The organism is Cupriavidus necator, from assembly GCF_016127575.1.
GTDB lineage: Bacteria > Pseudomonadota > Gammaproteobacteria > Burkholderiales > Burkholderiaceae > Cupriavidus > Cupriavidus necator_D.
Map to the genome: position 1 here is coordinate 1,228,349 of NZ_CP066018.1, position 22,031 is coordinate 1,250,379.

The window sequence follows — 22,031 nt, forward strand, 5'->3', positions numbered from 1 at the left end:
GCTCTCCCCTTACTTCGCCACCGGCATGGTGAACTCAGCGCCCTTGGCGATCGAATCCGGCCAGCGCTGCATCACGCTCTTGTAGCGCGTGTAGAAACGCACGCCCTCTTCGCCATAGGCGTGATGGTCGCCAAACAGCGATCGCTTCCAGCCACCGAACGAATGCCAGGCCATCGGCACCGGGATCGGCACGTTGATGCCGACCATGCCGACCTGGATCTGCCGCGCGAACGCACGCGCGATGCCGCCGTCGCTGGTGTAGCACGACACGCCGTTGCCGTATTCATGCGCATTGATCAGCGCCACCGCTTCGGCAAAGTCATGCACGCGCACTACCGACAGCACCGGGCCGAAGATCTCTTCCTTGTAGATCGTCATGTCCGGCTTGACGTGGTCGAACAGCGTGCCGCCGACATAGAAGCCGTTCTCATGGCCGGGTACGGTATGACCGCGGCCATCGGTCACCAGCATCGCGCCCTCTTCCACGCCCTTGGCGATATAGCCCTCCACCTTCGCCTTGTGCGCAGCGGTCACCAGCGGACCCATTTCGGCATCGGACTCCATGCCGTTGCGGATCTTCAGCGAGCTCGCACGTTCGGCGAGGCGCGGCACGAGCTTGTCAGCGACATCGCCCACGGCCACGGCGACCGAGATCGCCATGCAGCGTTCGCCGGCAGAACCATACGCGGCACCGATCAGCGCATCGACCGCCTGGTCGAGATCCGCATCGGGCATCACCACCAGGTGGTTCTTGGCGCCGCCCAATGCCTGCACGCGCTTGCCGTGTTTGGTGCCCTCCGTATAGATGTACTCGGCAATCGGCGTCGAACCGACGAACGACAGCGCCTGCACATCCGGATGCGCCAGCAGTGCATCGACCGCTTCCTTGTCGCCCTGCACGACATTGAACACGCCATCGGGCAAACCAGCCTGGCGCAGCAGGTCGGCAATCAGCAGGCTCGGCGACGGATCACGTTCCGACGGCTTCAGCACGAAGGTATTGCCGCACGCCAGCGCCACCGGGAACATCCACATCGGCACCATCACCGGGAAGTTGAACGGCGTGATGCCGGCCACCACGCCCAGAGGCTGGCGCAGGTTCCAGTTATCGATGCCGCCGCCGATGTTGTCGGTGAAGTCGGTCTTGAGCAGGTTGGGGATGCCGCAAGCGAATTCCACCACCTCGATGCCGCGCGTGACTTCGCCCCTGGCGTCCGAGAACACCTTGCCGTGCTCGCGCGTGATCAGCGCGGCCAGGTCGTCGTGGTGCTGGTCGAGCAGCTCCTTGAACTTGAACAGGATGCGCGCGCGGCGCAGCGGCGGGGTGTCGGCCCAGGCGGGGAATGCCGCATGGGCGGCGGCAACGGCGTCGGCCACGTCCTGCGTGGTGCCGAGCGCCACGCGTGCTGCGACTTCGCCGGTGGCGGGGTTGAACACGTCCGCCAGGCGCTGGCCGCCGGCGCGGCGCACAGCGCCGCCGATGAAATGGTGGATCTCGGCCAGTTGCCGGTTTTCTGCGATGCTCACTTGGGATTTCCTTCGATAGCCGCGGCACGCAATTCAGCGCGCCCCCGGCATGCAATCAGGGAGGCCGGACCCGCAGGTCCGGCGGCAATGCGATGCGGCGCGCGCCGCTTACTTGATGTCCTGCAGCGCCTTCTTCACCGTATCGAACAGTTCCCCGATCTGGGCTTCAGAGATGATCAGCGGCGGCGAGAACGCCAGGATGTCGCCGGTGTAGCGCACCAGCACGCCGAGTTCCAGGCACTTCAGGAAGGCCTCATACGCGCGCGCGCCGGGCTGGCCGGGACGCGGCTCCAGCTCGATGCCGGCGACCAGGCCATAGTTGCGGATGTCCTTCACGTGCGGCGCGCCGCGTACGCCGTGCACCGCGGCTTCGAACACCGGCGCCAGTTCGGCGGCGCGGCCGAACAGGTTTTCGCGCTGGTACAGGTCGAGGGTGGCAATGGCGGCAGCCGCGGCCAGCGGGTGGCCGGAGTAGGTGTAGCCATGCAGCAGCTCGATCGCGCCCGGCGCAGCCGAATTGACCACGGTGTCATGCACTTCGCGGCGCACGGCGACGGCGCCCATCGGCACCGCGGCGTTGTTGATCGCCTTGGCCATGGTGATCAGGTCCGGCGTGACCTTGAAGCGCTCGGCCGCGGTGGCGGCGCCGAGGCGGCCGAAGGCGGTGATGACCTCGTCGAAGATCAACAGGATGCCGTGCTTGCTGGTGATTTCACGCAGCTTTTCCAGGTAGCCGACCGGCGGCACCAGCACGCCGGCGGAGCCGGCCAGCGGCTCGACGATCACGGCGGCAACGTTGGACGGGTCGTGCAGCGCGAGGATGCGCTCCAGCTCATCGGCCAGGTGCGCGCCCCATTGCGGCTGGCCCTTGGAGAAGGCGGCCTCGGCGATATTCAGCGTGGCCGGCAGGTGGTCGGTGCCCGGCATCAGGTTGGCCGAGAACGCCTTGCGGTTGGGGCCGATGCCGCCCACCGCCATGCCGCCGAAGCCCACGCCGTGATAGCCGCGCTCGCGCCCGATAAAGCGCGTGCGCTGGCCTTCGCCGCGTGCACGGTGGTAGGCCAGCGCGATCTTCAGCGCGGTGTCGACCGACTCCGAGCCAGAGTTGGTGAAGAAGATGCGGTCGAGCCCCTGCGGCATGATCGCGGCCACCTTGGTGGCGGCCTCGAACGACAGCGGATGGCCCATCTGGAACGGCGGCGCATAGTCCAGCGTGGCGGCCTGGCGCGCTACCGCCTCGGCGATTTCCGTGCGGCAGTGGCCGGCGGCCACGCACCACAGGCCGGCGCAACCGTCCAGGATCTGGCGGCCGTCGTGGGTGGTGTAGTACATGCCGCTGGCCGACGCCAGCAGGCGCGGCGCCGCCTTGTACTGGCGGTTGGCGGTGAAGGGCATCCACAGGGCATCGAGATCGGGAATCACGGTCTTGGCGGCGTCCATACGTCCTCCTAGGGGGAATCGGGTCGGATTGGCTGGTGGCACGCTGACTGGCAGCGCGGCGGCAATGAGGGCCACTCTACCGGCGGCGTCTGGCCGACAAAATATACAGTCCGGACAAGACTGCCTTACCGTGCAGTTTGAACACGCCAAACCGTACAGGCAAGCGTCATCGGGGTGCCGCCAGCCCGCCGCTGTGCCACGACCGCTCTGGACCGCGGTACGCCGTCCCACGCTGCACTGCGGCAAATTTCGCTTTGCGGAAGACCACCGCATCCTGGCCTGCCTCCAGCCGCTAAACTGTACAGGTTCACGCCTGCCCGAGTGCCTGATGCTGACCCTGAACCTGACCCGCACCCGCCGCGACGGCGACACCCTGACCGAGCAGATCGTCGCCGGCATCGCCGCACTGGTCGAGCAGCGCGCGCTGCGCGCCGGCACCGCCCTGCCCTCGGTGCGCCGCTTTGCGCAGCACCACCACGTCAGCACCTTCACCGTGGCCGAGGCCTACGGCCGGCTGACGGCGCTGGGCTACCTGGCGGCGCGCCCGGGCTCGGGCTATACGGTTGCACATCGCCATGCCCCGGCCGGGCACGCGCGCGCGCCGCAATGGGAGGCGCCGGGACTGAACGCAGCGTGGCTGCTGTCGGATGTGTTCGCCGACCACTCGGTGCCGATCAAGGCCGGCGCCGGCTGGCTGCCCGGCGACTGGCTCAACGAGGAAGGGCTGCACCAGGCCATGCGCGCCTCGGCGCGGGTGCCGGCGGCGCAGCTGTCGGGCTACGGCCATCCGTATGGCTTTGCTCCGCTGCGCGAGCATATCGCCGCCGGCCTGGGCCAGTACGGCATCCCGCTGCAGGCGCAGCAGGTAGTACTGACGCAGGGCGCCACGCAGGCGCTGGACCTGGTGGTGCGCACACTGCTGCGTGCCGGCGACAGGGTGCTGGTGGAATCGCCCTGCTACTGCAACCTCTTGCAGATCCTGCGGCTGGCGGGGCTGCGCGTGGTGGGCGTGCCGCGCTCGGCGGCGGGGCTGGATACCGACGCGCTGGACGATGCCATCCGCGCCCATGCCCCGCGCGCGCTCTTTATCAATACCGTGCTGCAGAACCCGACCGGCGCCAGCCTGAGCAGCATGAACGCCTTCCGCGTGCTGCAGCTGGCCGAGCAGCACCGGCTGCTGGTGGTCGAGGACGATATCTACCGCGAGCTGGCGCCGGCCGGCTCGCCGATGCTGGCGGCCATGGACGGGCTGTCGCAGGTGGTCTACATCAATGGTTTCTCCAAGACCATCACGCCGTCGCTGCGTGTCGGCTATCTGGCCGCCAGCCCCGACCTGGCCAAGGCCTTCGCGCGCACCAAGATGGCGGTCGGCCTGACCTCATCGGAAGTCACCGAGCGGCTGGTCTACTCGGTGCTGACCAGCGGCCACTACGGCCGCCATGTGGCGGCGCTGGCCGAGCGGCTGCGTGCGCAGCAGGATCGCGTGACGGAAAAGATGGAAGCCCACGGGCTGGAAGTGCTGCTGCGCCCCGAGGGCGGGATGTTCGCCTGGGCGCGCCTGACCGAGGCGGCGCAGGCGCGGCTGCAGGCCAGCCGCCGCGGCGGGCCGCTACACGGCAACCGCCTCGCCACGCTGGCGCTGGAGTATGGCATCTGGCTCGCGCCAGGGTCGTATTTCGAGCCGGACGAGACCGATTCGCCATGGATCCGCTTCAACGTGGCCACCGGCGATGCGCCACAGCTGTGGCAGTTCTTCGACCGCCTGGCGCAGGCGCCGCGCGCGGCGTAGCACCCGGGCAGCATGGAGCGGTCAGCTCCAGAGGCGCTCGACGAGCCAGCCCGCGGTGGCGCAGAGTCCCAGCCAGGCGGTCAGGCAGATAGCGATAAAGCGATAACTCATCTTGGAATGGACAACAAAGTCGTGGAGGCAGTGTGAATTTTTCGTTAAATCATACATCCATTCATGAATGTATGTAAGGACAGCGTGGATTCCCCGCTGGCAGCCAGGGTCTATTTGTACCGCAGGGAGCACACAAAGTACGCGCCAGCTGTCCCTGCAGCCGTCAGGGACGCGGCCGCCGAAGCGCCGGGGCTCTGCTACCCTTGAGCCTGCATTGCCCCACACGGGGTGACGATTTCAGCTCTCCAGCGCAGCAGAACCAGACCATGCATAGCCACGACCTGTCCGCCTGGACCCACAGCCACGCCTTCGACGCCGGCAACCGCGCCGCCGAACGCGGCACACGCCTGGTGATGGCGATCACCGCCGCCACTATGGTGGTAGAGATCGCTGCCGGCCTTTGGTTCAACTCGATGGCGCTGCTGGCCGATGGCTGGCACATGAGCTCGCACGCGCTGGCCATCGGCCTGTCGGCCTTCGCTTACGCCGCCGCGCGCCGCTACGCCGGTGACCGGCGCTTTGCCTTCGGCACGTGGAAGATCGAGGTGCTGGCCGGCTTTGCCAGCGCGGTGTTCCTGCTTGGCATCGCGGCGCTGATGGCGGCCGGCTCGGTCGAGCGGCTGCTCAGCCCGCAGGACATCCACTACCGCGAGGCCATGGCCGTGACCGCGCTCGGCCTGCTGGTCAACCTGGGCTGCGCGCTGATCCTGGGCGGCCATGCGCACGGCCACGACCACGGGCACGACCATGGCCACCATCACCACGGCCACGACCATGATCACGGCCACAGCCACCACCACGACATCAACCTGCGCGCCGCCTACATGCATGTGCTGGCCGACGCCGCGACCTCGGTGCTGGCGCTGGTCGCGCTGGCCGGCGGCTGGTGGCTGGGCTGGGCGTGGCTGGATCCGGTGATGGGTCTGGTGGGCGCCGCGCTGGTCGGCAGGTGGGCCGTCTGCCTCCTGCGCCAGAGCGGCGCCGTGCTGCTGGACCGCGAGATGGACCACCCGGTGGTGGAAGAAGTGCGCGAGGTGCTGGCGGGCCTGGACCCTGCCGACGCCAACGGCGAGGAGCGCACCAGTGTGACCGACCTGCATGTCTGGCGCGTGGGCCGGCAGCAGTTTGCCTGCATCGCCTGCCTGGTCACGCACGATCCGGCGCTGACCCCGCAGCGCGTGCGCGAGGCGCTATCCGTGCATGAGGAACTGGTGCACGTGACGGTGGAGATCAGCCGCTGCGAGGGCGCGCACTGAGGCGTGCCAGCGGTGCTTGCGGGTTCAGTCCAACTCGCACCACATGCATAGCGGCGGCGTATCGGTATGGCGGTGGAATTCGCTCGATGACATGACCTCGGCCGGCAGCTTCGCGGCCGGCACCAGCGTAAAACCGTAACGCGAGAAATAGCTCGGGCAGCTTGAGGCCAGCAGCACCGCGCGCCGCGCGCCGTTGGCGCGTGCGCGCATCAGCGCGGCGCGCACCACATGCGTGGCCACGCCCTGGTCGCGGTGTTCCGGCAATACGGCAACGCTGCGGATCACCACGGTCTCGCCGAAACGCTCGCCGGCAGCGCAAGCAATGATCTGCGATCCAAGGATGGCGACGTGGAAGTGCTCGAGCAAGCGGGCCACATCGTCCACGGGCAGGCCGCAGCGTTCCAGCACGCTGCCCACGGCTGGCGCGTCCGAGGGCATGGCCGCCCGGATCCGCAAGTCCTTGATCATCTGGAGCCTCTCTTTCTCACATCACCTCGCGACGGGGACACCATGGAAGCCCGGACATGGTTGTGCCGCCATCCGGCGGCACGGGTTGCACGCAGGCCATGTGGCCTGGCAGGCAACATTACCCGATTCAGTGGCGTTGTTCTATTGGGGAAGTAACGGAACAGAGGTGTCCGAAATGGCCCTCGCGATCACGGCAACTACGCGCACCACGACATGGCTGCCGTGCATGAAAGGTCCCTGTGACACGCGTATGAAAATGGGGGAAATTGCGCGGGCGCACGCAAGACTGCCCGGCAACTTGTGCCAGGCAAAGAAAACTGGAGGCGGGGATACGGAATCGAACCGTCGTATACGGCTTTGCAGGCCGTTGCATCACCACTCTGCCACCCCGCCGCTGACGCCGCGTCTGTGCGACGCTACGTGCTGCGGGCCGCAGTGTAGCGGGAAATGGAAATCTTTGCAGGAGACGGCAAGGCTAGCCGATGCCGCCCATCGCGGACTGGATGTAGTTCTGCAACCCGACCTTGTTCACCAGTTCCAGCTGCGCCTCGAGCCAGTCGATATGTTCCTCGGTGTCGGCAAGGATATCGACCACGATCTCGCGCGAGACATAATCGCCGACTGACTCGAAGAACTTGATCGCTTCCTTGCAGCTGGCCTGCGACACCTGTTCGAGCTTCAGGTCGCAGCCGAGCATCTCCTCGGTGTTCTCGCCGAGCAGCAGCTTGTCCAGGTCCTGCAGGTTGGGCAGGCCATCGAGCAGCAGGATGCGCTCGATCAGCTTGTCCGCGTGCTTCATTTCCTCGATCGATTCCTCGTACTCGTGCTTGCCCAGCGCACCGAGCCCCCAATGCCGGTACATGCGGGCATGCAGGAAATACTGGTTGATTGCAGTCAACTCATGGCGTAGCTGGCCATTGAGCAACTGGATCACCTTCTTGTCGCTTTTCATGACTGCCCCCAACGCCCCCTCAAAACCGATGGACCCACTCTCATTTTCGTAATCACGAAAACCCCGCAGTGATTATCCCGCCGCGGACTTCATGGTAGTCCGGCAAGAGCGGACATCAAGCAGATTCGGCCTCGCCGCCGCATTTTCACCGGGTTTTCACGCGCCATTGCGGATGCGAATACCAATGGTTTCCATTCGGTTTTCAAAAGCGCTTCGCTCGGCATCGTGCAAATAGAAGAGCGGGCGCACACGGCAATTGCCGCGCCGCCCGCCATCGGGAGCCACCCGTGAAAATCAGTCGAGCTTCGCGCCCGAATCCGCCACCAGCGTCTTCAGCACCGGCCAGTCGCGCGCATACAGCGCCTGCGCCTCGGCCGGCGAGCTGCCCACCGTGCGCAGCCCCAGCGCGACCAGTCGCTCCTGCATGTCGGGCGCCTGCAGGATGGCGCGCACTTCGCCTTCAAGCCTGGCGAGAATCGGCGCGGGCACGCCCACCGGCGCCACCAGGCCGATCCAGCCGACGGTCTTGAAGGCGCTGTCCTGCATGCCGGACTCAGCGAAGGTGGGCATGTCAGGCAGCGCGCTGCTGCGCTGCGTGCCGGTCACCGCCAGCGCCTTGAGCTTGCCGCTCTGGATATAGGGCTTGGCGGTCAGGATGCTGGCAAAGCCGAACTGCACCTGCCCGCCCAGCAGGTCCTGCATCATCGGCGCCTCGCCCTTGTAGGGCACGTGCGCGGCCTGGCCATGCACCAGCTTGCTGTAGTAGGCGCCGCTCAGGTGCGACAGCGAACCCACGCCCCACGAGGCATAGCTGAGCTTGCCCGGCCGGCTGCGCGCGTAATCGCCCAGTTCGCGCACGGTGCGCGCCGGCACCGACGGATGGGCCACCAGCACCAGCTGCGCATCGGCCAGCACGCTGATCATGGTCAGGTCCTTGCGCGGGTCGTAGGGCAGTTTCTGGTACAGGAACTGGTTGGTCAGCACCGACTGCGTCAGGGTCATCAACAACGTGTAGCCATCCGGCGCGGCCTTGGCCACGGCGTCGGTGCCGATGATGCCCGAGGCGCCCGCCTTGTTGTCCACCACCACGGGCTGGCCCAGGCGCTTGCTGAGCTTTTCGCCCATGGCACGGGCGATGGTGTCAGTGCCGCCGCCGGCCACATAAGGCACCACGATGCGGATTGGTTTGGCGGGATAGGTCTGTGCCGCGGCGGGCAGGGCCAGGCTGAGCGAAAGCCCGCCAATCAGCCCACCAGCGGCCAGCGCGAGCGATGCGCGTCGGTTCATGTCGTCTCCAGGTCGTCCTTATGGTTTTGGGGGACAACGTTAGCTGGCTTGAGAAATTACGTCCAATGCAATATTTTTCAGTTTTTGATGCAAGAATGATTAATTCATGGGTCTAAGGCAGCTGCATCACTTCGTCACGCTGGTCGAGCAAGGCAGTTTTGCCCGAGCCGCCGGCGCCCTGCACCTGTCGCAGCCGGCGCTCACCCGCAGCATCCAGGCGCTGGAAGCGGACCTGGGGCCGCTGATCGACCGCAGCTACGGCAAGGTGCGGCCAACCGCGGCGGGCATGCTGGCGCTCGAACGCGCGCGCCGCATGCTGCGCGAACAGCGCGAGTTGCGGCGCGACCTGCAACTGCTGGAGGAAGTAGAGATCGGCACGATCCGCGCGGGCTTCGGGCCGTTCGCGGCATCGTTCCTGCTCGATCCCGTGCTCGAGACGCTGGTGCGGCGCTACCCGCATCTGCGCATCGACCTGGAGACCGCGGACACGCCGGCCATGCGGCGTTCGCTCGAAGCGGAACGCCTCGATGTCTTTGTAGGCGAAAGCCGCAGCCTGGCGGAACTGGGACACCTGCAGATTGACCGGCTGCCGGCACTGGAAACGGCATTCTTCGTGCGCAGCGGGCACCCGCTGGCGCGGCAGCGCGAAGTCACCCTGGCCGAGCTGCGCGCCTATCCGGTGGCAGGGACGCGGCTGCCGGCGCATATCCTGCGCTTCTTCCGGCAGGCACTGCATCAAGCCAGCGGTGGCAGCGGCCCGGTTTCCGAGGACGCGCCCGGGCTGATGACCGTCACCTGCAACGACATGCACGCGCTGCGCTCGCTGCTGCTGGCCGTCGATGCCGTGGCGCTGGTACCCGTGGCGATGATGGCCGAGGCCTGCGCGCAAGGCTTGGCCGTGGCCCTGCCGATGCACCCGCCAACCGAGCTGAGGGCGCAGTATGGGATCGTGTCGCTGGCCGGGCGCTCACCGTCGCCGGCCATGCGCGTCTTCGCGGCGCTGGTGCATGAAGCAGTGGCGCAAGCCGGCGGCGGTGCCGCGCTGTAGGCCCAGGTCATGGCCCGGGCGTTGGGGATTCAGCCAGCAGCGACCGCGGGCTGCACAGCTTCGACACGCGACGGCAGGTGCGCGGCCAGCCGGCGGCGCGAGCGCTCAGGGTTGTCCACGTACAGGCCGGCCAGCGACGACACCGATGCGTCGATGGCGAGGATCGCACCGCGCTATTCGCGTGGCCTGCGCACCACGCTGCTGCTGCTGGAAGCCGGCCGCCGGCTGCTGCGAGCGCACGCTGGAACAGGTCTCGATCCAGGAAATCTGCGCGCAGGCCGGCGTCACGACCGGCGCGTTCTACAGCCGCTTCGAAGGCAAGGATAGCTATTTCAGGGCGCTGCAAGCCCTGGTGCTGGCCACGCTGCGCAAGGGCATGGCCGAGCCGCTTGCGCAACTCCACCCGGCGGGCGCCTCGCCGGAACTGGAACTGCGCATCCGCTTTGCGCACCAGGCGCTGGCCGGCACGCTGCTGTACGCGCTGATCAACCGCGACAGCACCTTTGCGCTGTCGGACCGGCGGCTGGATATGGAGATGGCACGGGCGTTCCTGCTGTACGTGGCATAGCCACGCGCCGCCAATGCCAAGAGGCCCCGCGGGGCCTCTTGGTTCTTCCAGCAAGCGCAGCGGGGCTGCCCGCGCCTTACTCCACCGTCACTGACTTCGCCAGGTTACGCGGCTTGTCCACGTCGGTGCCACGCGCGCAGGCCGTGTGGTAGGCCAGCAGCTGCAGCGGCACCACGTGCAGGATCGGCGAGAGATCGCCGTAGTGCTCGGGCAGGCGGATCACCTGGATGCCGTCGGACGACTGGATTTGGGTGTCGCTGTCGGCAAACACGTACAGGCGGCCACCGCGGGCGCGCACTTCCTGGATGTTGGACTTGAGTTTTTCCAGCAGTGCGTCGTTGGGGGCGACGGTGACCACCGGCATGGCTTCGGTGACCAGTGCCAGCGGGCCGTGCTTGAGCTCGCCCGCCGGGTAGGCCTCGGCATGGATATAGGAGATTTCCTTGAGCTTGAGCGCGCCTTCCAGGGCGATCGGGTAATGCAGTCCGCGGCCGAGGAACAATGCGTTCTCGCGGCGCGCGAAGTCTTCCGACCAGGCGATGATCTGCGGCTCCAGCGCCAGCACGCCATGCAGCGCGGCGGGCAGGTGGCGCAGGTTGGTCAGGGCCTTGGCCTCGGCGTCTTCGGTCAGCAGGCCGCGCACCTTGGCCAGCGCCAGCGTCAGCATGTAGAGCGCGGCCAGCTGCGTGGTGAAGGCCTTGGTCGAGGCCACGCCGATCTCGGTGCCGGCGCGCGTCAGGAAGCGCAGCTCGGTCTCGCGCACCATGGCGCTGGTGGCCACGTTGCAGACCGCCAGCGTGTGCACGTGGCCAAGCGCGCGCGCATGGCGCAGCGCGGCCATGGTGTCGGCGGTCTCGCCGGACTGCGAGATCACCACCACCAGCGCGCGCGGATTGGGCACGGTCTCGCGGTAGCGGTATTCGCTGGCGACCTCGACCTGGGTCGGGATCCTGGCAATGCTCTCCAGCCAGTATTTGGCGGTGCAGCCGGAGTAATAGCTGGTGCCGCAGGCCAGGATCAGCACGCTGTCGATGCCGGCAAAGACCTCGGCGGCGCCGCTGCCGAACAGCTCCGGCGAAATGCTTTCAATGCCTTCCAGCGTGTCGCCCAGCGCGCGCGGCTGCTCGAAGATCTCCTTCTGCATGAAGTGGCGGTACGGGCCCAGCTCCACCGACGCGGCGTGCGCTTCGACCACGCGCGCCTCGCGCTCGACCGGATGGTCGTCGACGTCGTGGATGGTCACGCCGTCCAGCGTGAGCTCGACCACATCGCCCTCTTCCAGGTAGATGATGCGGTTGGCGGTGCCGGCCACAGCCAGCGCGTCGGAGGCCAGGAAGGCCTCGTTCTCGCCCAGCGCCACCACCAGCGGCGAACCGGCGCGCGCGCCGACCACGCGGCCGGGCTGGTCCTTGGCGAACACGGCGATGGCGTAGGCGCCGTGCAGGCGCTTGGTCACCGCGCGCACCGAGGCGAACAGGTCGCCGCGCGTGGCACTGCTGGGGTAGGTGTAGGCCTGGTGGATCAGGTGGGCAACCACCTCGGTATCGGTCTGCGATTCAAAGCCGTAGCCGACCGCGCGCAGTTCTTCGCGCAACGGCTCGTAGTTCTCGATGATGCCGTTGTGCACCAGCGCGATGGTCTCGCCCGACAGGTGCGGGTGCGCGTTGACGGTATCGGGCTTGCCATGCGTGGCCCAGCGCGTATGCGCCACGCCGGTGAAGCCGGACAGGCCGGAAGCCTGCGTCTGCGCCTCCAGGTCGGCCACGCGCGACACGGTGCGCGCACGCTCGACCGCATCGTCGCGCACGACGGCGACGCCGCACGAGTCATAGCCGCGATACTCCAGGCGGCGCAGCCCTTCGATCAGGACCGGAACGATATTGCGCGTGGAAACCGCGCCGACGATGCCACACATGCTGAACCCCCGTTTGCTGGCGCCTGCCCGTAGACCTCAGGCGCCGGTATGAATCCTGTGGCGCCGCCTCGCCGAGGCGGCGCGTGCCCTGGCCGCCCGCGGGCGGCCCTCTGACGCTTACTTCTTCGGCTGCTTGACCGGCCGCTGCCAGGCGTCGATGGTCAGCTGCTTGGCCCGCGACAGCGTCAGCTTGTCGGCGGGCGCCTCCTTGGTCAGCGTGGTGCCGGCGCCCAGCGTGGCGCCGCGGCGCACCGTCACCGGGGCCACCAGCTGGGTGTCGGAGCCGATAAAGACATCGTCCTCGATCACGGTGCGGTGCTTGTTCACGCCGTCATAGTTGCAGGTGATGGTACCCGCGCCAATATTGACGCGCGACCCCACCGTGGCATCGCCCACATAAGCCAGGTGGTTGGCCTTGCTGTGCGCGGCCACCTGGGCATTCTTGACCTCGACAAAGTTGCCGATATGCACGTCCTCGCCCAGCTCGGTGCCGGGGCGCAGCCGCGCGTACGGCCCGATGCGCCCGGCGGGGCCAACCCTGGCCTCGTCGATATGGCAGAACGGGTGCACCTGGGCGCCGGCGCCGACGGTGCTGTTGCGGATCACGCAATGGGCGCCGATGCGCACACCGTCTTCCAGGTGCACGCGCCCTTCGAATACGCAGCCGACGTCGATGGTGACGTCGCGCCCGCAGCTCAGTTCGCCGCGCACGTCGATGCGGGCCGGATCCAGCAGCGTTACGCCGGCTTCCAGCAGCCGCCGGGCCTGGTTGCCCTGGTGGATGCGCTCGACCTCGGCCAGCTGCAGCTTGCTGTTGACGCCGAGCGTCTCCCAGATCGCCGCCGGCTGGGCCGAGACAGTCTCCACGCCATCGGCCACGGCGCGCTCGACCGTGTCGGTCAGGTAGTACTCGCCCTGGGCATTGTCGTTGCGCAGCGTCGACAGCCACTTGCGCAGGTGGCCGGTGGGGCACACGATAATGCCGGTGTTGATCTCGCGGATTGCCTTCTCGGCCTCGCTGGCGTCCTTCTGCTCGACGATGCGGACGATGCTGCCCGCGGCATCGCGCACGATGCGGCCGTAGCCGGTCGGGTCGGGCATTTCCACGGTCAGCACGCCCAAGCGCTGGGTGCCGGCTTCGGCCACAAGTGCCTGGAGCGTGGCAGCGCTGGTGAGCGGAACGTCACCATACAGAACCAACGTGGGCTGGCTGTCGTCCAACAAGGGAAGTGCCTGCATCACCGCATGGCCCGTGCCCAGCTGCTGGGGCTGTTCGGCGAAGGCGACATCGTCGGCGGCAACGGCCTCGCGCACGCGCGCGGCACCGTGGCCGACCACGACCACCAGCCGCGACGGCGACAGCGCACGTGCCGTGTCCAGGACATGCGCGAGCATGGGCCGCCCGGCTACCGGGTGCAGTACCTTGGGCAAATCGGAATACATCCGCTTGCCCATGCCCGCGGCGAGAATGACGATATTCACAAGGAGACCCCTAGGTGAGTGTGTCCGAAAATATTCTTGAAAACGCCAGCCGGGTGTTTGGCGGACTGCGCCGCCAGGCTTGGCGAAAACCTGCAGCCAGGCCTGCGCATAATCCCGCAAACCCTTGCCAGGACTTGGCTGGCAGTCATCTGGGTGGCCCGGTTGCGATGCGCGCCGATTTTAACATGGCGGTTTCTGCGCATCAGACCGTCGTTTCCGAATTTCACAATTGCTGGGCCCGGCGGATTTTCGCGATTCTGGGCGCGGCGGCCTTGTGCGCCTGCAGCGCCATGAAGCTGGGATACCAGCAGGGTGACCACCTGGCCTACTGGTGGATCGACAACTACGTCGATGTCAGCACGGCCCAGGAACCGCTCACGCGCGAGGCCATTGCACGCTTTTTTGCCTGGCATCGCAAGGCGCAGTTGCCGGAAATCGCCACCTTGCTGCAGCAGGCCAAGGCCGACGTGCGCCAACCGGTGACCCCGGCCACGGTCGAGCACTTCCAGGATGCCTCGCAGCAACTGGCGCGCAAGTCGTTCGAACAGGCGATGCCCGACCTCGCCGACCTGTTGCTGACGCTGACGCCTGAGCAGATCGGCCGCATGGAAAAGAAATTTGCCGAGGGCAATGCCAAGTACCGCAAGAAATTCCTGAATCCAGACCCTGCCGAGCGCGAGGAAGCTCGCTATGACAAGGTGATGGACTACGCGAGGCTGGTCTACGGCAACTTCTCCAGCGATCAGGAAAAGGCCATCCGCGCCAGGATGGGCCCGGTGGTGCAGAATGCCGAGGCGCGCTACGCCGAGCGCGTCGCCCGGCAGCAGGAATGGCTCAGGATGGTGCGCTACGTGCAGGCCACGCAGCCGCCCAAGGCGCAGGTGATAGACGTGCTGCGCCGCTTCCGCGAATACTGGCAGAACCCGCCAGCCAAGCATGCCGCCAGCCACGAGGCCAGCATCAATGCGGGCATCGCGCTGACCGTGGCCATCGCCAACATGACCACGCCGCAGCAGAAAGCGCATGCGCAAGACCGGTTCCAGAAATGGATCGACGACACGCATGCGCTGATACGCGAGAAGGCAAACGCCCCGGTGCAGTCGGCGGCGACAAACTGAAGCCCTGCCCAAAACGAAGCACGCCCGCGCAAGCGGGCGTTTTTCCATGCGGCGGGCGCTGGCGCTACTGCGTGCCGGCCTGCTCCGCCGCCGGTGCCGCAGCAGCCGCGGGCGGGCGCTCGAAGCGCACGAACTCCATCCGGTTCTCTTCCACGTTGCCGGCAAACATCAGCGGCTGCTGCTGGAAGGTGGTTTCGCCGAACAGTGACGCCTCATCCACCTTGGCCAGGCCGGTGGCCAGCCCGGTGAACGGGAACAGGTCGGTATCGGCCAGGTGCGACGGCACCACGTTGCGCAGCGCCGAGAAGATATTGTCGATACGGCCCGGGTTCTGGCGCTCCCAGTCCTGCAGCATCTCGCTGACCTTCTTGCGCTGCAGGTTTTCCTGCGAGCCGCACAGGTTGCACGGGATGATCGGGAATTCCATGGCGCGCGCGTACGACGCGATGTCCTTCTCCGAGCAATACGCCAGCGGGCGGATCACGATGTGCTGGCCGTCGTCGGTCGACAGCTTGGGCGGCATCGCCTTCATCTTGCCGCCGAAGAACATGTTCAGGAAGAAGGTCTGGACGATGTCGTCGCGGTGGTGGCCCAGCGCGATCTTGTTGGCGCCCAGCTCCTTGGCGGTGCGGTAGATCACGCCGCGGCGCAGGCGCGAGCACAGCGAGCAGGTGGTCTTGCCCTCGGGCACCTTCTCCTTGACGATCGAGTAGGTATCCGCCTCGACGATCACATATTCCACGCCGACCGACTTCAGGTACTCCGGCAGGATGTGTTCCGGGAAGCCGGGCTGCTTCTGGTCCAGGTTCATCGCGATCAGCTTGAACTTGATCGGCGCGCGCTTCTGCAGCGCCATCAGGACCGACAGCATGGTGTACGAGTCCTTGCCGCCACTCATGCAGACCAGCACGGTGTCGCCGTCCTCGATCATGCCGAAGTCGCCGATGGCCTTGCCGGTTTGCGATTGCAGCCTCGTCTCGAGGCGGTAGAAGTTGTTAGAGTGGCTCATGGAGCATCCTGTTGCGTGGCGCCCGCCGGATGGAATGGCCGGCGCGGCGCGAAGGGGCAACATTTTACTTTAGGCGCCCGCACGGTGCTGGCGCCAGTGGAACCGCGACTCAGGCCTGCTTGATATGGAAGACCTCGACGCCGACCGAATCGCAGTCCGGGTACACGTCGGGCTTCTCGGTCGAGACACGCACCGCGCGCACCTTGGGATGCTTCAGCATGGCGCGCGCGACGTCGTCGCACAAGGTTTCCTGCAGGTGCACGTGGCCCTGCGCCATGCGCTCGGCCACGGTGTTGCGCATGAAGTCGTAGTCGACCACTTCGTCGAGCTTGTCGGCCTGCGGGGTGCTCTGCGCCAGCGGCACGAACAGGTCGATATTGATTAGCACCCGCTGTTCGCCCTTCTTCTCGAATTCGTGCACGCCGATATTGATCTGCACTTCGTAGTTGCGCAGGAACATGCGTCGGCAGTCTTGCAGGCTGGGGTGGGAAAGGGCGGCGAGCATGGTCATGAGCGGGCTGCTGAGGGGGAAAAGGAAGCCGCGCCCGGCGGGCGCGGCACATCAGGCACTACGGTATTCGGTTGCTGGCTTCCAGCTTACTCGGTCAGGAACATCACGTCGCGCGCCAGCGGCATCAGGTGCTGGCCGCCGTCCACATACAGCGTGGTGCCGGTCACGGCGCGCGCCTGCGCCAGGTAGGCCACCGCCTGGGCGATGTCCTCGGGCGTGGATGACTGGCCCAGCGGCGTCACCCGGTGCGCGCGGCGGAAGCTCTGCTCGGACTGCTCGCCCGACACCAGCGTGATACCCGGGGCCACGCCCACCACGCGCAGGCGCGGCGCCAGCGCCTGGGCCAGCTGCACCGTGGCGGTCTGCAGCGCGGCCTTGGACAGCGTGTAGGACAGGAAGTCCGGATTCAGGTTATCCAGCTTCTGGTCCAGCAGGTTGATCACCACCCCGCGCGGTTCGGCGGCCTTGTCCTTGCCGGCGGCGGCGCCCAGCGCCTTGTGCAGTTCCCGCGCCAGCAGCAGCGGCGCGGCGACGTTGGTGCGCATATGCGTATCCAGCGACGCATATGAGAAGCTGGTCGCCACGTCGTACTGGAACAGCGAAGCGTTGTTGACCAGGCAAGCGGGCACGCCCAGCACGGCGGTGCAGTCGGCCACCAGGCGGCCGGTGGCGGCCTCGTCGGCCAGGTCGGCGCGCAGCACCGCGGCACGGCGGCCCAGCGCGCGGATCTGCGTGGCCAGGGCCTCGGCCTCGTCCACCGAGCGATGGCAGTGCACGGCCACGTCCCAGCCCTGCGCCGCCAGTTCAAGCGCGATGGCGCGGCCCAGGCGGCGCGCGCCGCCGGTCACCAGCGCCACGCCGCGGGCGGTGGCGCGCTGGCTACCAGTCTGGCTATGGGTCTGGTCAGCGGTCTGGCTGGCAGGAGTCTTGGATGCGGGCATTGCTACAATCGCAGGATGCAGAAAGCCGCTAGTTTACCCCTTCCCCCCGCCGACGCGCAGGCCGCGTCCGATACCCTTACGGCCCGCATTGGCGAATCCATCGATGCGGCCGGCGGCTGGATCGGCTTTGACCGCTATATGGCGCTGGCACTGTACGCGCCCGGCCTGGGCTATTACAGCGGCGGTTCGGCCAAGTTCGGGCGCGATGCCCGCGACGGCAGCGACTTCATCACCGCCCCGGAACTGAGCCCCTTCTTCGCGCGCACGCTGGCGCGCCAGTTCGCGCCGCTGATGGCACAGGGATTGCCGCGCATGCTGGAATTCGGCGCCGGCACCGGCCGGCTGGCGGCGGACCTGCTGCTGGGGCTGGAGCAGGAAGGCCAGTTGCCGGACACGTACGCCATCGTCGAGCTGTCGGGCGAACTGCGTGCGCGCCAGCAGGCCACGCTGGCGCAGCGCGCGCCGCACCTGGCGGACCGCGTCACCTGGCTCGATACGCTGCCGGCCAGCTTTGAAGGCGTGATCGTCGGCAATGAAGTGCTGGATGCGATGCCGGTGCAGCTCTACGCACGCAGCGGCGGCCGCTGGCATGAGCGCGGCGTAGTGCACAGCGTAGCGCGCAGCGACGATGCCGCCCCCGCCTTCCGCTTCGAGGACCGCCCGCTGGCCGATGCCGACATGCCCGAGGCACTGCGCGCCATCCCGGGCGACCACGACCTCGTTACCGAGACCCATGCCGAGGCCGAGGGCTTTATCCGCGCGGTCGGCGCCATGCTGGCGCGCGGCGCGGCCTTCTTTATCGACTACGGCTTCCCGGCGGGCGAGTACTACCACCCGCAGCGCGCCGGCGGCACGCTGATGTGCCACTACCGCCATCATGCGCACCCGGACCCGTTCCTGTACCCGGGCCTGCAGGACATCACCGCGCACGTGAATTTCAGCGGCATTGCGCTCGCCGCGGTGGATGCGGGACTGACCGTGGCGGGCTTTGCCTCGCAGGCGCGCTTCCTGATGAATGCAGGCATCACCGAGCTGCTGATGGCGCTGGACCCGTCCGACGCCCGCGCCTTCCTGCCGCAGGCCAATGCGGTGCAGAAGCTGTTGTCGGAAGCCGAGATGGGCGAGCTGTTCAAGGTGATCGCGCTCACGCGCGGCCTGGACGACAGCGAACCGATGGACGGCTTTACCCGCGGCGACCGCTGCCATACCTTGTAACGGCACCGGAGCCGCCATGCTGCGCTGGACCCTGACCATTTTCCTGAGCGTGATCATCCTGTCCGCGGCGCTGCCATGGCTGCAGAGGATCGGACTGGGACGGCTGCCCGGCGACGTGCGCTTCCGCGTTTTCGGGCGCGAATTCGTGCTTCCGTTTGCGTCGACGATCCTGATTTCGCTGATGGCGCTGGCGATCGGCAAGCTGCTGTAGTTTTCGGAATCCCTTCGACGGCAGCGGCAATTCGGCAAGAGTGCCGAATTCGCGGTGTGCGGCTCGCAATGGGACCGCACGCTGAGCTACAAGGTCCGCTGGTTCGGCACGGCCGACCAGTATGCGCAGCGCTTCGAGAAGGAGTACCGCTACGAGGCGCCATACCAGGCAGCCGGGTCCACCGCCGCGGTGCTGGCCTTCGCCGACGCCTTCGAGCGTGCCGGCTCGTTCGATACGGAGAAGGTCGGCTATGTCCTGGTGGCCGGCCAGCTGGCCATGGCCGGAACGGGTAGCGAACTGGGCCGGGACCCGGAGGTCGGCAGGTTGTTTCTTGGCGCCTGAACCACTGCTGCGGCGCGGTGACGCCTTACAAGGAGATCCAAATGTTCAAGCATCTGCTCGTAGCGGTCGACGGCTCGGACCTGTCCGATACGGCCTACCGCAAAGCCATCGCGCTGGCCAGCTCGATACAGGCCCGCCTTACCGCGATCCAGGTCGTTGCGCACTATGACGTGATGCGCCTGCAGACCGCCATGCTCCAGGAAACCCGGCAACGCTTCATGCAGGAAGCCTACCGGCAGGCCGAGGCCTACCTGGCGACGATCGTGCAGGAGGCTGCCGCGGCCGGCGTGCCCTGCGAAATCGCCTGCCCCACCGTCGACCACATCTTCCAGGCCATCGTCGATGAGGCCGAGGCAAGGAAGTGCGACCTGATCGTGATGGCCTCGCACGGGCGGCGCGGGATGCAGGCGCTGGTGATCGGCAGCGAGACGCAGAAGGTGCTCACGCACACGAAGATCCCGGTGCTGGTCTACCGCTAGTGTCCTGTTCCGCAAATACCTTGCCATGAAATCGCCCAGTTGGCCGCCGTGCGTCGTTGCTCGTCGTTGCCATAGCTACGGCTATGGCGCCTCCTCGCGCCTAGCCTGACAGCCAACTGGACAATTTCACTTTGGCAAGTTATCTGCGGAACAGGACCTAGCGCGCCGGTGCGCCCGGTGCGCTGCGCTCAACCGCCGATGCGCGCCGCCACCGCCGCCACGCGCGCCGCTTGGACACGGTCGCGGATCTGGCCGACGTCATCGCCGCAGGCACGCGCGATAGCGCCGGCGTCGACCGCCGCCGCCGCCTCCAGCGCCGCCAGCAGGCGCGCCGCCTGCGGGTAGGCGCTCGACTCGAAGCCCTTGCGCCCGCGCAGGTCGGCCTCGCAGGCCTGCAGCGCCTCGGCGAAGCGGGCCGGCTTGCGCAGCGCATCGCAGCGCTCGAGCAGGCGCATCACCGCCGCGGCGCTGAACTCTTGCGAACGGTGGATATTGCCGTGCTCGCGCGCCACCACCAGCGCCAGGTCGCGGCATTCATTGGGCACGCGCAGGCGCACGCAGACGTCTTCGAGCAGCTGCGCGCTGCGTGATTCGTGACCGATATGGCGCGGCAGCACGTCTGCGGGCGTGGTGCCCTTACCCAGATCATGCACCAGCGCGGCAAAGCGCACCGTGAGCGGCGCGCCCATGGCGGCGGCCTGATCGATCACCATCATCACGTGCACGCCGGTATCGATTTCCGGATGGTAATCGGCGCGCTGGGGCACGCCCCACAGCCGCTCCAGCTCGGGCAGCAGCCGCGCCAGCGCGCCGCATTCGCGCAGCACCTCGAACATGCGCGACGGCTTCGCTTCCATCAGCCCGCGCGCCAGCTCCTGCCAGACGCGCTCGGGCACCAGCGCGTCGACCTCGCCCGCGGCGACCATCTCACGCATCAGCCGCATGGTCTCGGCGGCGACGCCGAATTCATGGAAGCGAGCGGCAAAGCGGGCCACGCGCAGGATGCGCACCGGGTCTTCGGCAAAAGCGTCGGAGACATGGCGGAACAGGCGCGCGGCCAGGTCGCGCTGGCCGCCGTGCGGATCGATGACCGGGCCGGTCAGGTTACCGTCGGCATCGACCGCGCGCGCCATCGCGTTGATGGTGAGGTCGCGCCGCACCAGGTCGTCTTCCAGCGTGACATCGGGCTCGCAATAAAAGGCAAAGCCCTTGTAGCCCATCGCCGTCTTGCGTTCGGTGCGGGCCAGCGCGTATTCCTCTTTGGTGCGCGGATGCAGGAACACCGGGAAGTCCTTGCCGACCGGCTTGTAGCCGGCAGCTTCCATCTGCGCCGGGGTCGCGCCCACTACCACGTAGTCGCGGTCCTGGCTGGGCTTGCCCAGCAATTCGTCGCGGATCGCGCCGCCGACGGCATACACCTGCATCGTTCTGGCCTCGTCATGTGCCGGCGCCCGGACCTGGCCCGCCGGCGGGTATTGCTCAGTGGTTGATGATTATCGCATCGGGACGATCAGGGGCCAGCCGGTAGGGTTCGTCGTCGGCCAGGAAGTCGCGCTCCTCGCGTGCGCCGGCAATCCATTGCTGCATTGCCGGCAGCGCCAGCATGAAGTCGGCGTAGGCCTTGGCGTCCTCGGCGTCATCGGGCAGGTGGATGCCATAGGTGGCAAAGCGGCTCACCACCGGCGCAAAGAACGCGTCGGCCACGGTGAACCCGCCGAACAGGAACGGCCCGTTCGCGCCGTGCTGCTGGCGCAGCCCTTCCCAGATCGCGGCGATGCGCTCCACGTCGCGCTGCACGGCCACGTTCCAGCCGCGCCCGGGCAGCACCGCGGTCACGTTCATCGGCAACTGGCTGCGCAGGTTGCCGAAGCCCGAATGCATCTCGGCGCAGACGGCGCGCGCCACCGCGCGCTGGGCGCGCTCGGCCGGCCACAGGTTCTTTTCCGGGAAACGCTCGGCCAGGTATTCGCAGATCGCCAGCGAATCCCACACCGTGACCTCGCCATCGACCAGCGCCGGCACCTTGCCCGCGGGCGAGTAGCGCGCGATCTCGGCGGCGAAGCTGCCGGTGAACAGGCGCACCTGCACTTCTTCGAAATCAATGCCGGCCTGGCGCAGCAACAGCCACGGACGCAGCGACCAGGAGGAATAGTTCTTGTTGCCGATGACAAGCTTCATCGTGGGTCCTTGGGGGAGGAAACGGAGGGAGACGGCGCAGGCGCGGCGCCTGCCGCCTGCAGGACGGCGTGGCGGCCGCGCGCCGGACTGGTCATTCTGCCAGTGCTGCCGCCCGCGTCAAAGTGAATTGCGCTAGCAACCGATATGAAATCCGGTCACATAGGGCGCACCGGGCTGCCGGCGC

Annotated in this window: 21 protein-coding genes and 1 tRNA gene; 9 read left to right on the plus strand and 13 right to left on the minus strand. The window is 67.3% G+C overall.

Annotated features, from left to right (window positions below; genetic code table 11):
• Window positions 1-9: 9 nt before the first annotated feature.
• Window positions 10-1,527 carry a CoA-acylating methylmalonate-semialdehyde dehydrogenase gene (locus I6H87_RS05685; protein ID WP_011614440.1) on the minus strand — a complete coding sequence of 506 codons (1,518 nt, stop codon included), beginning with the start codon at window positions 1,525-1,527 and terminating at the stop codon, window positions 10-12.
• 108 nt (window positions 1,528-1,635) lie between these two features.
• On the minus strand, window positions 1,636-2,967 hold the full coding sequence (gene aptA, locus I6H87_RS05690; RefSeq protein ID WP_010813359.1) for an omega-aminotransferase AptA: 1,332 nt from the start codon (window positions 2,965-2,967) through the stop codon (window positions 1,636-1,638).
• A 328-nt stretch (window positions 2,968-3,295) separates the two neighbouring features.
• Between aptA and I6H87_RS05695 the strand changes: the two genes are divergently transcribed.
• Both I6H87_RS05695 and dmeF read left to right on the plus strand, forming a co-directional pair.
• The gene (locus tag I6H87_RS05695) at window positions 3,296-4,756 is read left to right on the plus strand and encodes an aminotransferase-like domain-containing protein (RefSeq protein ID WP_011614439.1); all 1,461 of its coding nucleotides are present in this window, start codon (window positions 3,296-3,298) and stop codon (window positions 4,754-4,756) included.
• Between the two features lie 377 nt (window positions 4,757-5,133).
• On the plus strand, window positions 5,134-6,123 hold the full coding sequence (gene dmeF, locus I6H87_RS05700) for a CDF family Co(II)/Ni(II) efflux transporter DmeF (RefSeq protein ID WP_011614438.1): 990 nt from the start codon (window positions 5,134-5,136) through the stop codon (window positions 6,121-6,123).
• Between the two features lie 24 nt (window positions 6,124-6,147).
• Here the strand turns inward: dmeF and I6H87_RS05705 are convergent, their stop codons facing one another.
• The 4 genes from I6H87_RS05705 to I6H87_RS05720 all read right to left on the minus strand — a co-directional run bounded on the left by I6H87_RS05705 (window position 6,148) and on the right by I6H87_RS05720 (window position 8,830).
• A complete protein-coding gene (locus tag I6H87_RS05705; protein WP_010813356.1) occupies window positions 6,148-6,591 on the minus strand; it encodes a GNAT family N-acetyltransferase in 444 nt (147 codons plus the stop codon).
• Between the two features lie 318 nt (window positions 6,592-6,909).
• Window positions 6,910-6,984 (minus strand) — tRNA-Cys (locus tag I6H87_RS05710).
• A gap of 82 nt (window positions 6,985-7,066) precedes the next feature.
• Complete coding sequence (gene bfr, locus I6H87_RS05715) at window positions 7,067-7,543, minus strand: bacterioferritin (protein WP_010813355.1); 477 nt, start codon at window positions 7,541-7,543, stop codon at window positions 7,067-7,069.
• 294 nt (window positions 7,544-7,837) lie between these two features.
• Window positions 7,838-8,830, minus strand: coding sequence for a Bug family tripartite tricarboxylate transporter substrate binding protein (locus I6H87_RS05720; RefSeq protein ID WP_010813354.1), 993 nt, complete (start codon window positions 8,828-8,830; stop codon window positions 7,838-7,840).
• A 106-nt stretch (window positions 8,831-8,936) separates the two neighbouring features.
• Here I6H87_RS05720 and I6H87_RS05725 point away from each other — a divergent pair, with 106 nt between their 5' ends.
• Both I6H87_RS05725 and I6H87_RS05730 read left to right on the plus strand, forming a co-directional pair.
• Complete coding sequence (locus I6H87_RS05725; RefSeq protein ID WP_010813353.1) at window positions 8,937-9,878, plus strand: LysR family transcriptional regulator; 942 nt, start codon at window positions 8,937-8,939, stop codon at window positions 9,876-9,878.
• Between the two features lie 181 nt (window positions 9,879-10,059).
• On the plus strand, window positions 10,060-10,446 hold the full coding sequence (locus tag I6H87_RS05730) for a TetR/AcrR family transcriptional regulator (RefSeq protein ID WP_232626213.1): 387 nt from the start codon (window positions 10,060-10,062) through the stop codon (window positions 10,444-10,446).
• 76 nt (window positions 10,447-10,522) lie between these two features.
• Here I6H87_RS05730 and glmS read toward each other — a convergent pair whose 3' ends face one another.
• Both glmS and glmU read right to left on the minus strand, forming a co-directional pair.
• A complete protein-coding gene (gene glmS, locus I6H87_RS05735; RefSeq protein ID WP_011614436.1) occupies window positions 10,523-12,361 on the minus strand; it encodes a glutamine--fructose-6-phosphate transaminase (isomerizing) in 1,839 nt (612 codons plus the stop codon).
• 117 nt (window positions 12,362-12,478) lie between these two features.
• Window positions 12,479-13,843, minus strand: coding sequence for a bifunctional UDP-N-acetylglucosamine diphosphorylase/glucosamine-1-phosphate N-acetyltransferase GlmU (gene glmU / locus I6H87_RS05740; RefSeq protein ID WP_011614435.1), 1,365 nt, complete (start codon window positions 13,841-13,843; stop codon window positions 12,479-12,481).
• Between the two features lie 290 nt (window positions 13,844-14,133).
• On the opposite strand from glmU, the gene I6H87_RS05745 reads away from it, so the two are divergent.
• A complete protein-coding gene (locus I6H87_RS05745; RefSeq protein ID WP_010813349.1) occupies window positions 14,134-14,961 on the plus strand; it encodes a DUF6279 family lipoprotein in 828 nt (275 codons plus the stop codon).
• Window positions 14,962-15,025: 64 nt separating this feature from the next.
• On the opposite strand, the gene ttcA is transcribed toward I6H87_RS05745, so the two are convergent.
• The 3 genes from ttcA to I6H87_RS05760 form a co-directional block, all read right to left on the minus strand.
• On the minus strand, window positions 15,026-15,970 hold the full coding sequence (ttcA, locus tag I6H87_RS05750) for a tRNA 2-thiocytidine(32) synthetase TtcA (RefSeq protein WP_011614434.1): 945 nt from the start codon (window positions 15,968-15,970) through the stop codon (window positions 15,026-15,028).
• Between the two features lie 109 nt (window positions 15,971-16,079).
• Window positions 16,080-16,481 (minus strand): dihydroneopterin aldolase, encoded by a 402-nt coding sequence (locus I6H87_RS05755; RefSeq protein WP_011614433.1) that lies wholly within the window; start codon window positions 16,479-16,481, stop codon window positions 16,080-16,082.
• Between the two features lie 86 nt (window positions 16,482-16,567).
• On the minus strand, window positions 16,568-17,422 hold the full coding sequence (locus I6H87_RS05760; RefSeq protein WP_010813346.1) for an SDR family oxidoreductase: 855 nt from the start codon (window positions 17,420-17,422) through the stop codon (window positions 16,568-16,570).
• A 15-nt stretch (window positions 17,423-17,437) separates the two neighbouring features.
• Here I6H87_RS05760 and I6H87_RS05765 point away from each other — a divergent pair, with 15 nt between their 5' ends.
• From I6H87_RS05765 to I6H87_RS05785, 4 genes are read left to right on the plus strand one after another with little or no spacing between them, the layout of a single operon-like run.
• Entirely contained in the window at window positions 17,438-18,637 is a 1,200-nt protein-coding gene (locus tag I6H87_RS05765; protein WP_010813345.1) for a class I SAM-dependent methyltransferase, read from the plus strand.
• 16 nt (window positions 18,638-18,653) lie between these two features.
• Complete coding sequence (locus I6H87_RS05770) at window positions 18,654-18,848, plus strand: DUF2905 domain-containing protein (RefSeq protein WP_010813344.1); 195 nt, start codon at window positions 18,654-18,656, stop codon at window positions 18,846-18,848.
• Window positions 18,849-18,902: 54 nt separating this feature from the next.
• The gene (locus tag I6H87_RS34260; RefSeq protein ID WP_010813343.1) at window positions 18,903-19,190 is read left to right on the plus strand and encodes a hypothetical protein; all 288 of its coding nucleotides are present in this window, start codon (window positions 18,903-18,905) and stop codon (window positions 19,188-19,190) included.
• 41 nt (window positions 19,191-19,231) lie between these two features.
• On the plus strand, window positions 19,232-19,669 hold the full coding sequence (locus tag I6H87_RS05785) for a universal stress protein (protein ID WP_011614432.1): 438 nt from the start codon (window positions 19,232-19,234) through the stop codon (window positions 19,667-19,669).
• Window positions 19,670-19,857: 188 nt separating this feature from the next.
• On the opposite strand, the gene I6H87_RS05790 is transcribed toward I6H87_RS05785, so the two are convergent.
• Window positions 19,858-21,093 (minus strand): multifunctional CCA addition/repair protein, encoded by a 1,236-nt coding sequence (locus I6H87_RS05790; protein ID WP_011614431.1) that lies wholly within the window; start codon window positions 21,091-21,093, stop codon window positions 19,858-19,860.
• A gap of 55 nt (window positions 21,094-21,148) precedes the next feature.
• On the minus strand, window positions 21,149-21,847 hold the full coding sequence (locus tag I6H87_RS05795) for a glutathione S-transferase family protein (protein ID WP_011614430.1): 699 nt from the start codon (window positions 21,845-21,847) through the stop codon (window positions 21,149-21,151).
• Window positions 21,848-22,031: the final 184 nt, after the last annotated feature.

What these genes read in the sequence shown, in the direction of transcription:
- I6H87_RS05770 (WP_010813344.1), top strand. Translation starts at nt 18,654, where the DNA reads ATGCTGCGCTGGACCCTGACCATTTTCCTGAGCGTGATCATCCTGTCC.
- ttcA (WP_011614434.1), bottom strand. Translation starts at nt 15,970, where the DNA reads ATGAGCCACTCTAACAACTTCTACCGCCTCGAGACGAGGCTGCAATCG.
- I6H87_RS05705 (WP_010813356.1), bottom strand. Translation starts at nt 6,591, where the DNA reads ATGATCAAGGACTTGCGGATCCGGGCGGCCATGCCCTCGGACGCGCCA.
- glmS (WP_011614436.1), bottom strand. Translation starts at nt 12,361, where the DNA reads ATGTGTGGCATCGTCGGCGCGGTTTCCACGCGCAATATCGTTCCGGTC.
- I6H87_RS05760 (WP_010813346.1), bottom strand. Translation starts at nt 17,422, where the DNA reads ATGCCCGCATCCAAGACTCCTGCCAGCCAGACCGCTGACCAGACCCAT.
- I6H87_RS05790 (WP_011614431.1), bottom strand. Translation starts at nt 21,093, where the DNA reads ATGCAGGTGTATGCCGTCGGCGGCGCGATCCGCGACGAATTGCTGGGC.
- I6H87_RS05720 (WP_010813354.1), bottom strand. Translation starts at nt 8,830, where the DNA reads ATGAACCGACGCGCATCGCTCGCGCTGGCCGCTGGTGGGCTGATTGGC.
- I6H87_RS05755 (WP_011614433.1), bottom strand. Translation starts at nt 16,481, where the DNA reads ATGACCATGCTCGCCGCCCTTTCCCACCCCAGCCTGCAAGACTGCCGA.
- I6H87_RS05745 (WP_010813349.1), top strand. Translation starts at nt 14,134, where the DNA reads ATGAAGCTGGGATACCAGCAGGGTGACCACCTGGCCTACTGGTGGATC.
- I6H87_RS05795 (WP_011614430.1), bottom strand. Translation starts at nt 21,847, where the DNA reads ATGAAGCTTGTCATCGGCAACAAGAACTATTCCTCCTGGTCGCTGCGT.
- bfr (WP_010813355.1), bottom strand. Translation starts at nt 7,543, where the DNA reads ATGAAAAGCGACAAGAAGGTGATCCAGTTGCTCAATGGCCAGCTACGC.
- I6H87_RS05725 (WP_010813353.1), top strand. Translation starts at nt 8,937, where the DNA reads ATGGGTCTAAGGCAGCTGCATCACTTCGTCACGCTGGTCGAGCAAGGC.
- dmeF (WP_011614438.1), top strand. Translation starts at nt 5,134, where the DNA reads ATGCATAGCCACGACCTGTCCGCCTGGACCCACAGCCACGCCTTCGAC.
- I6H87_RS05695 (WP_011614439.1), top strand. Translation starts at nt 3,296, where the DNA reads ATGCTGACCCTGAACCTGACCCGCACCCGCCGCGACGGCGACACCCTG.
- I6H87_RS05785 (WP_011614432.1), top strand. Translation starts at nt 19,232, where the DNA reads ATGTTCAAGCATCTGCTCGTAGCGGTCGACGGCTCGGACCTGTCCGAT.
- I6H87_RS05765 (WP_010813345.1), top strand. Translation starts at nt 17,438, where the DNA reads ATGCAGAAAGCCGCTAGTTTACCCCTTCCCCCCGCCGACGCGCAGGCC.
- aptA (WP_010813359.1), bottom strand. Translation starts at nt 2,967, where the DNA reads ATGGACGCCGCCAAGACCGTGATTCCCGATCTCGATGCCCTGTGGATG.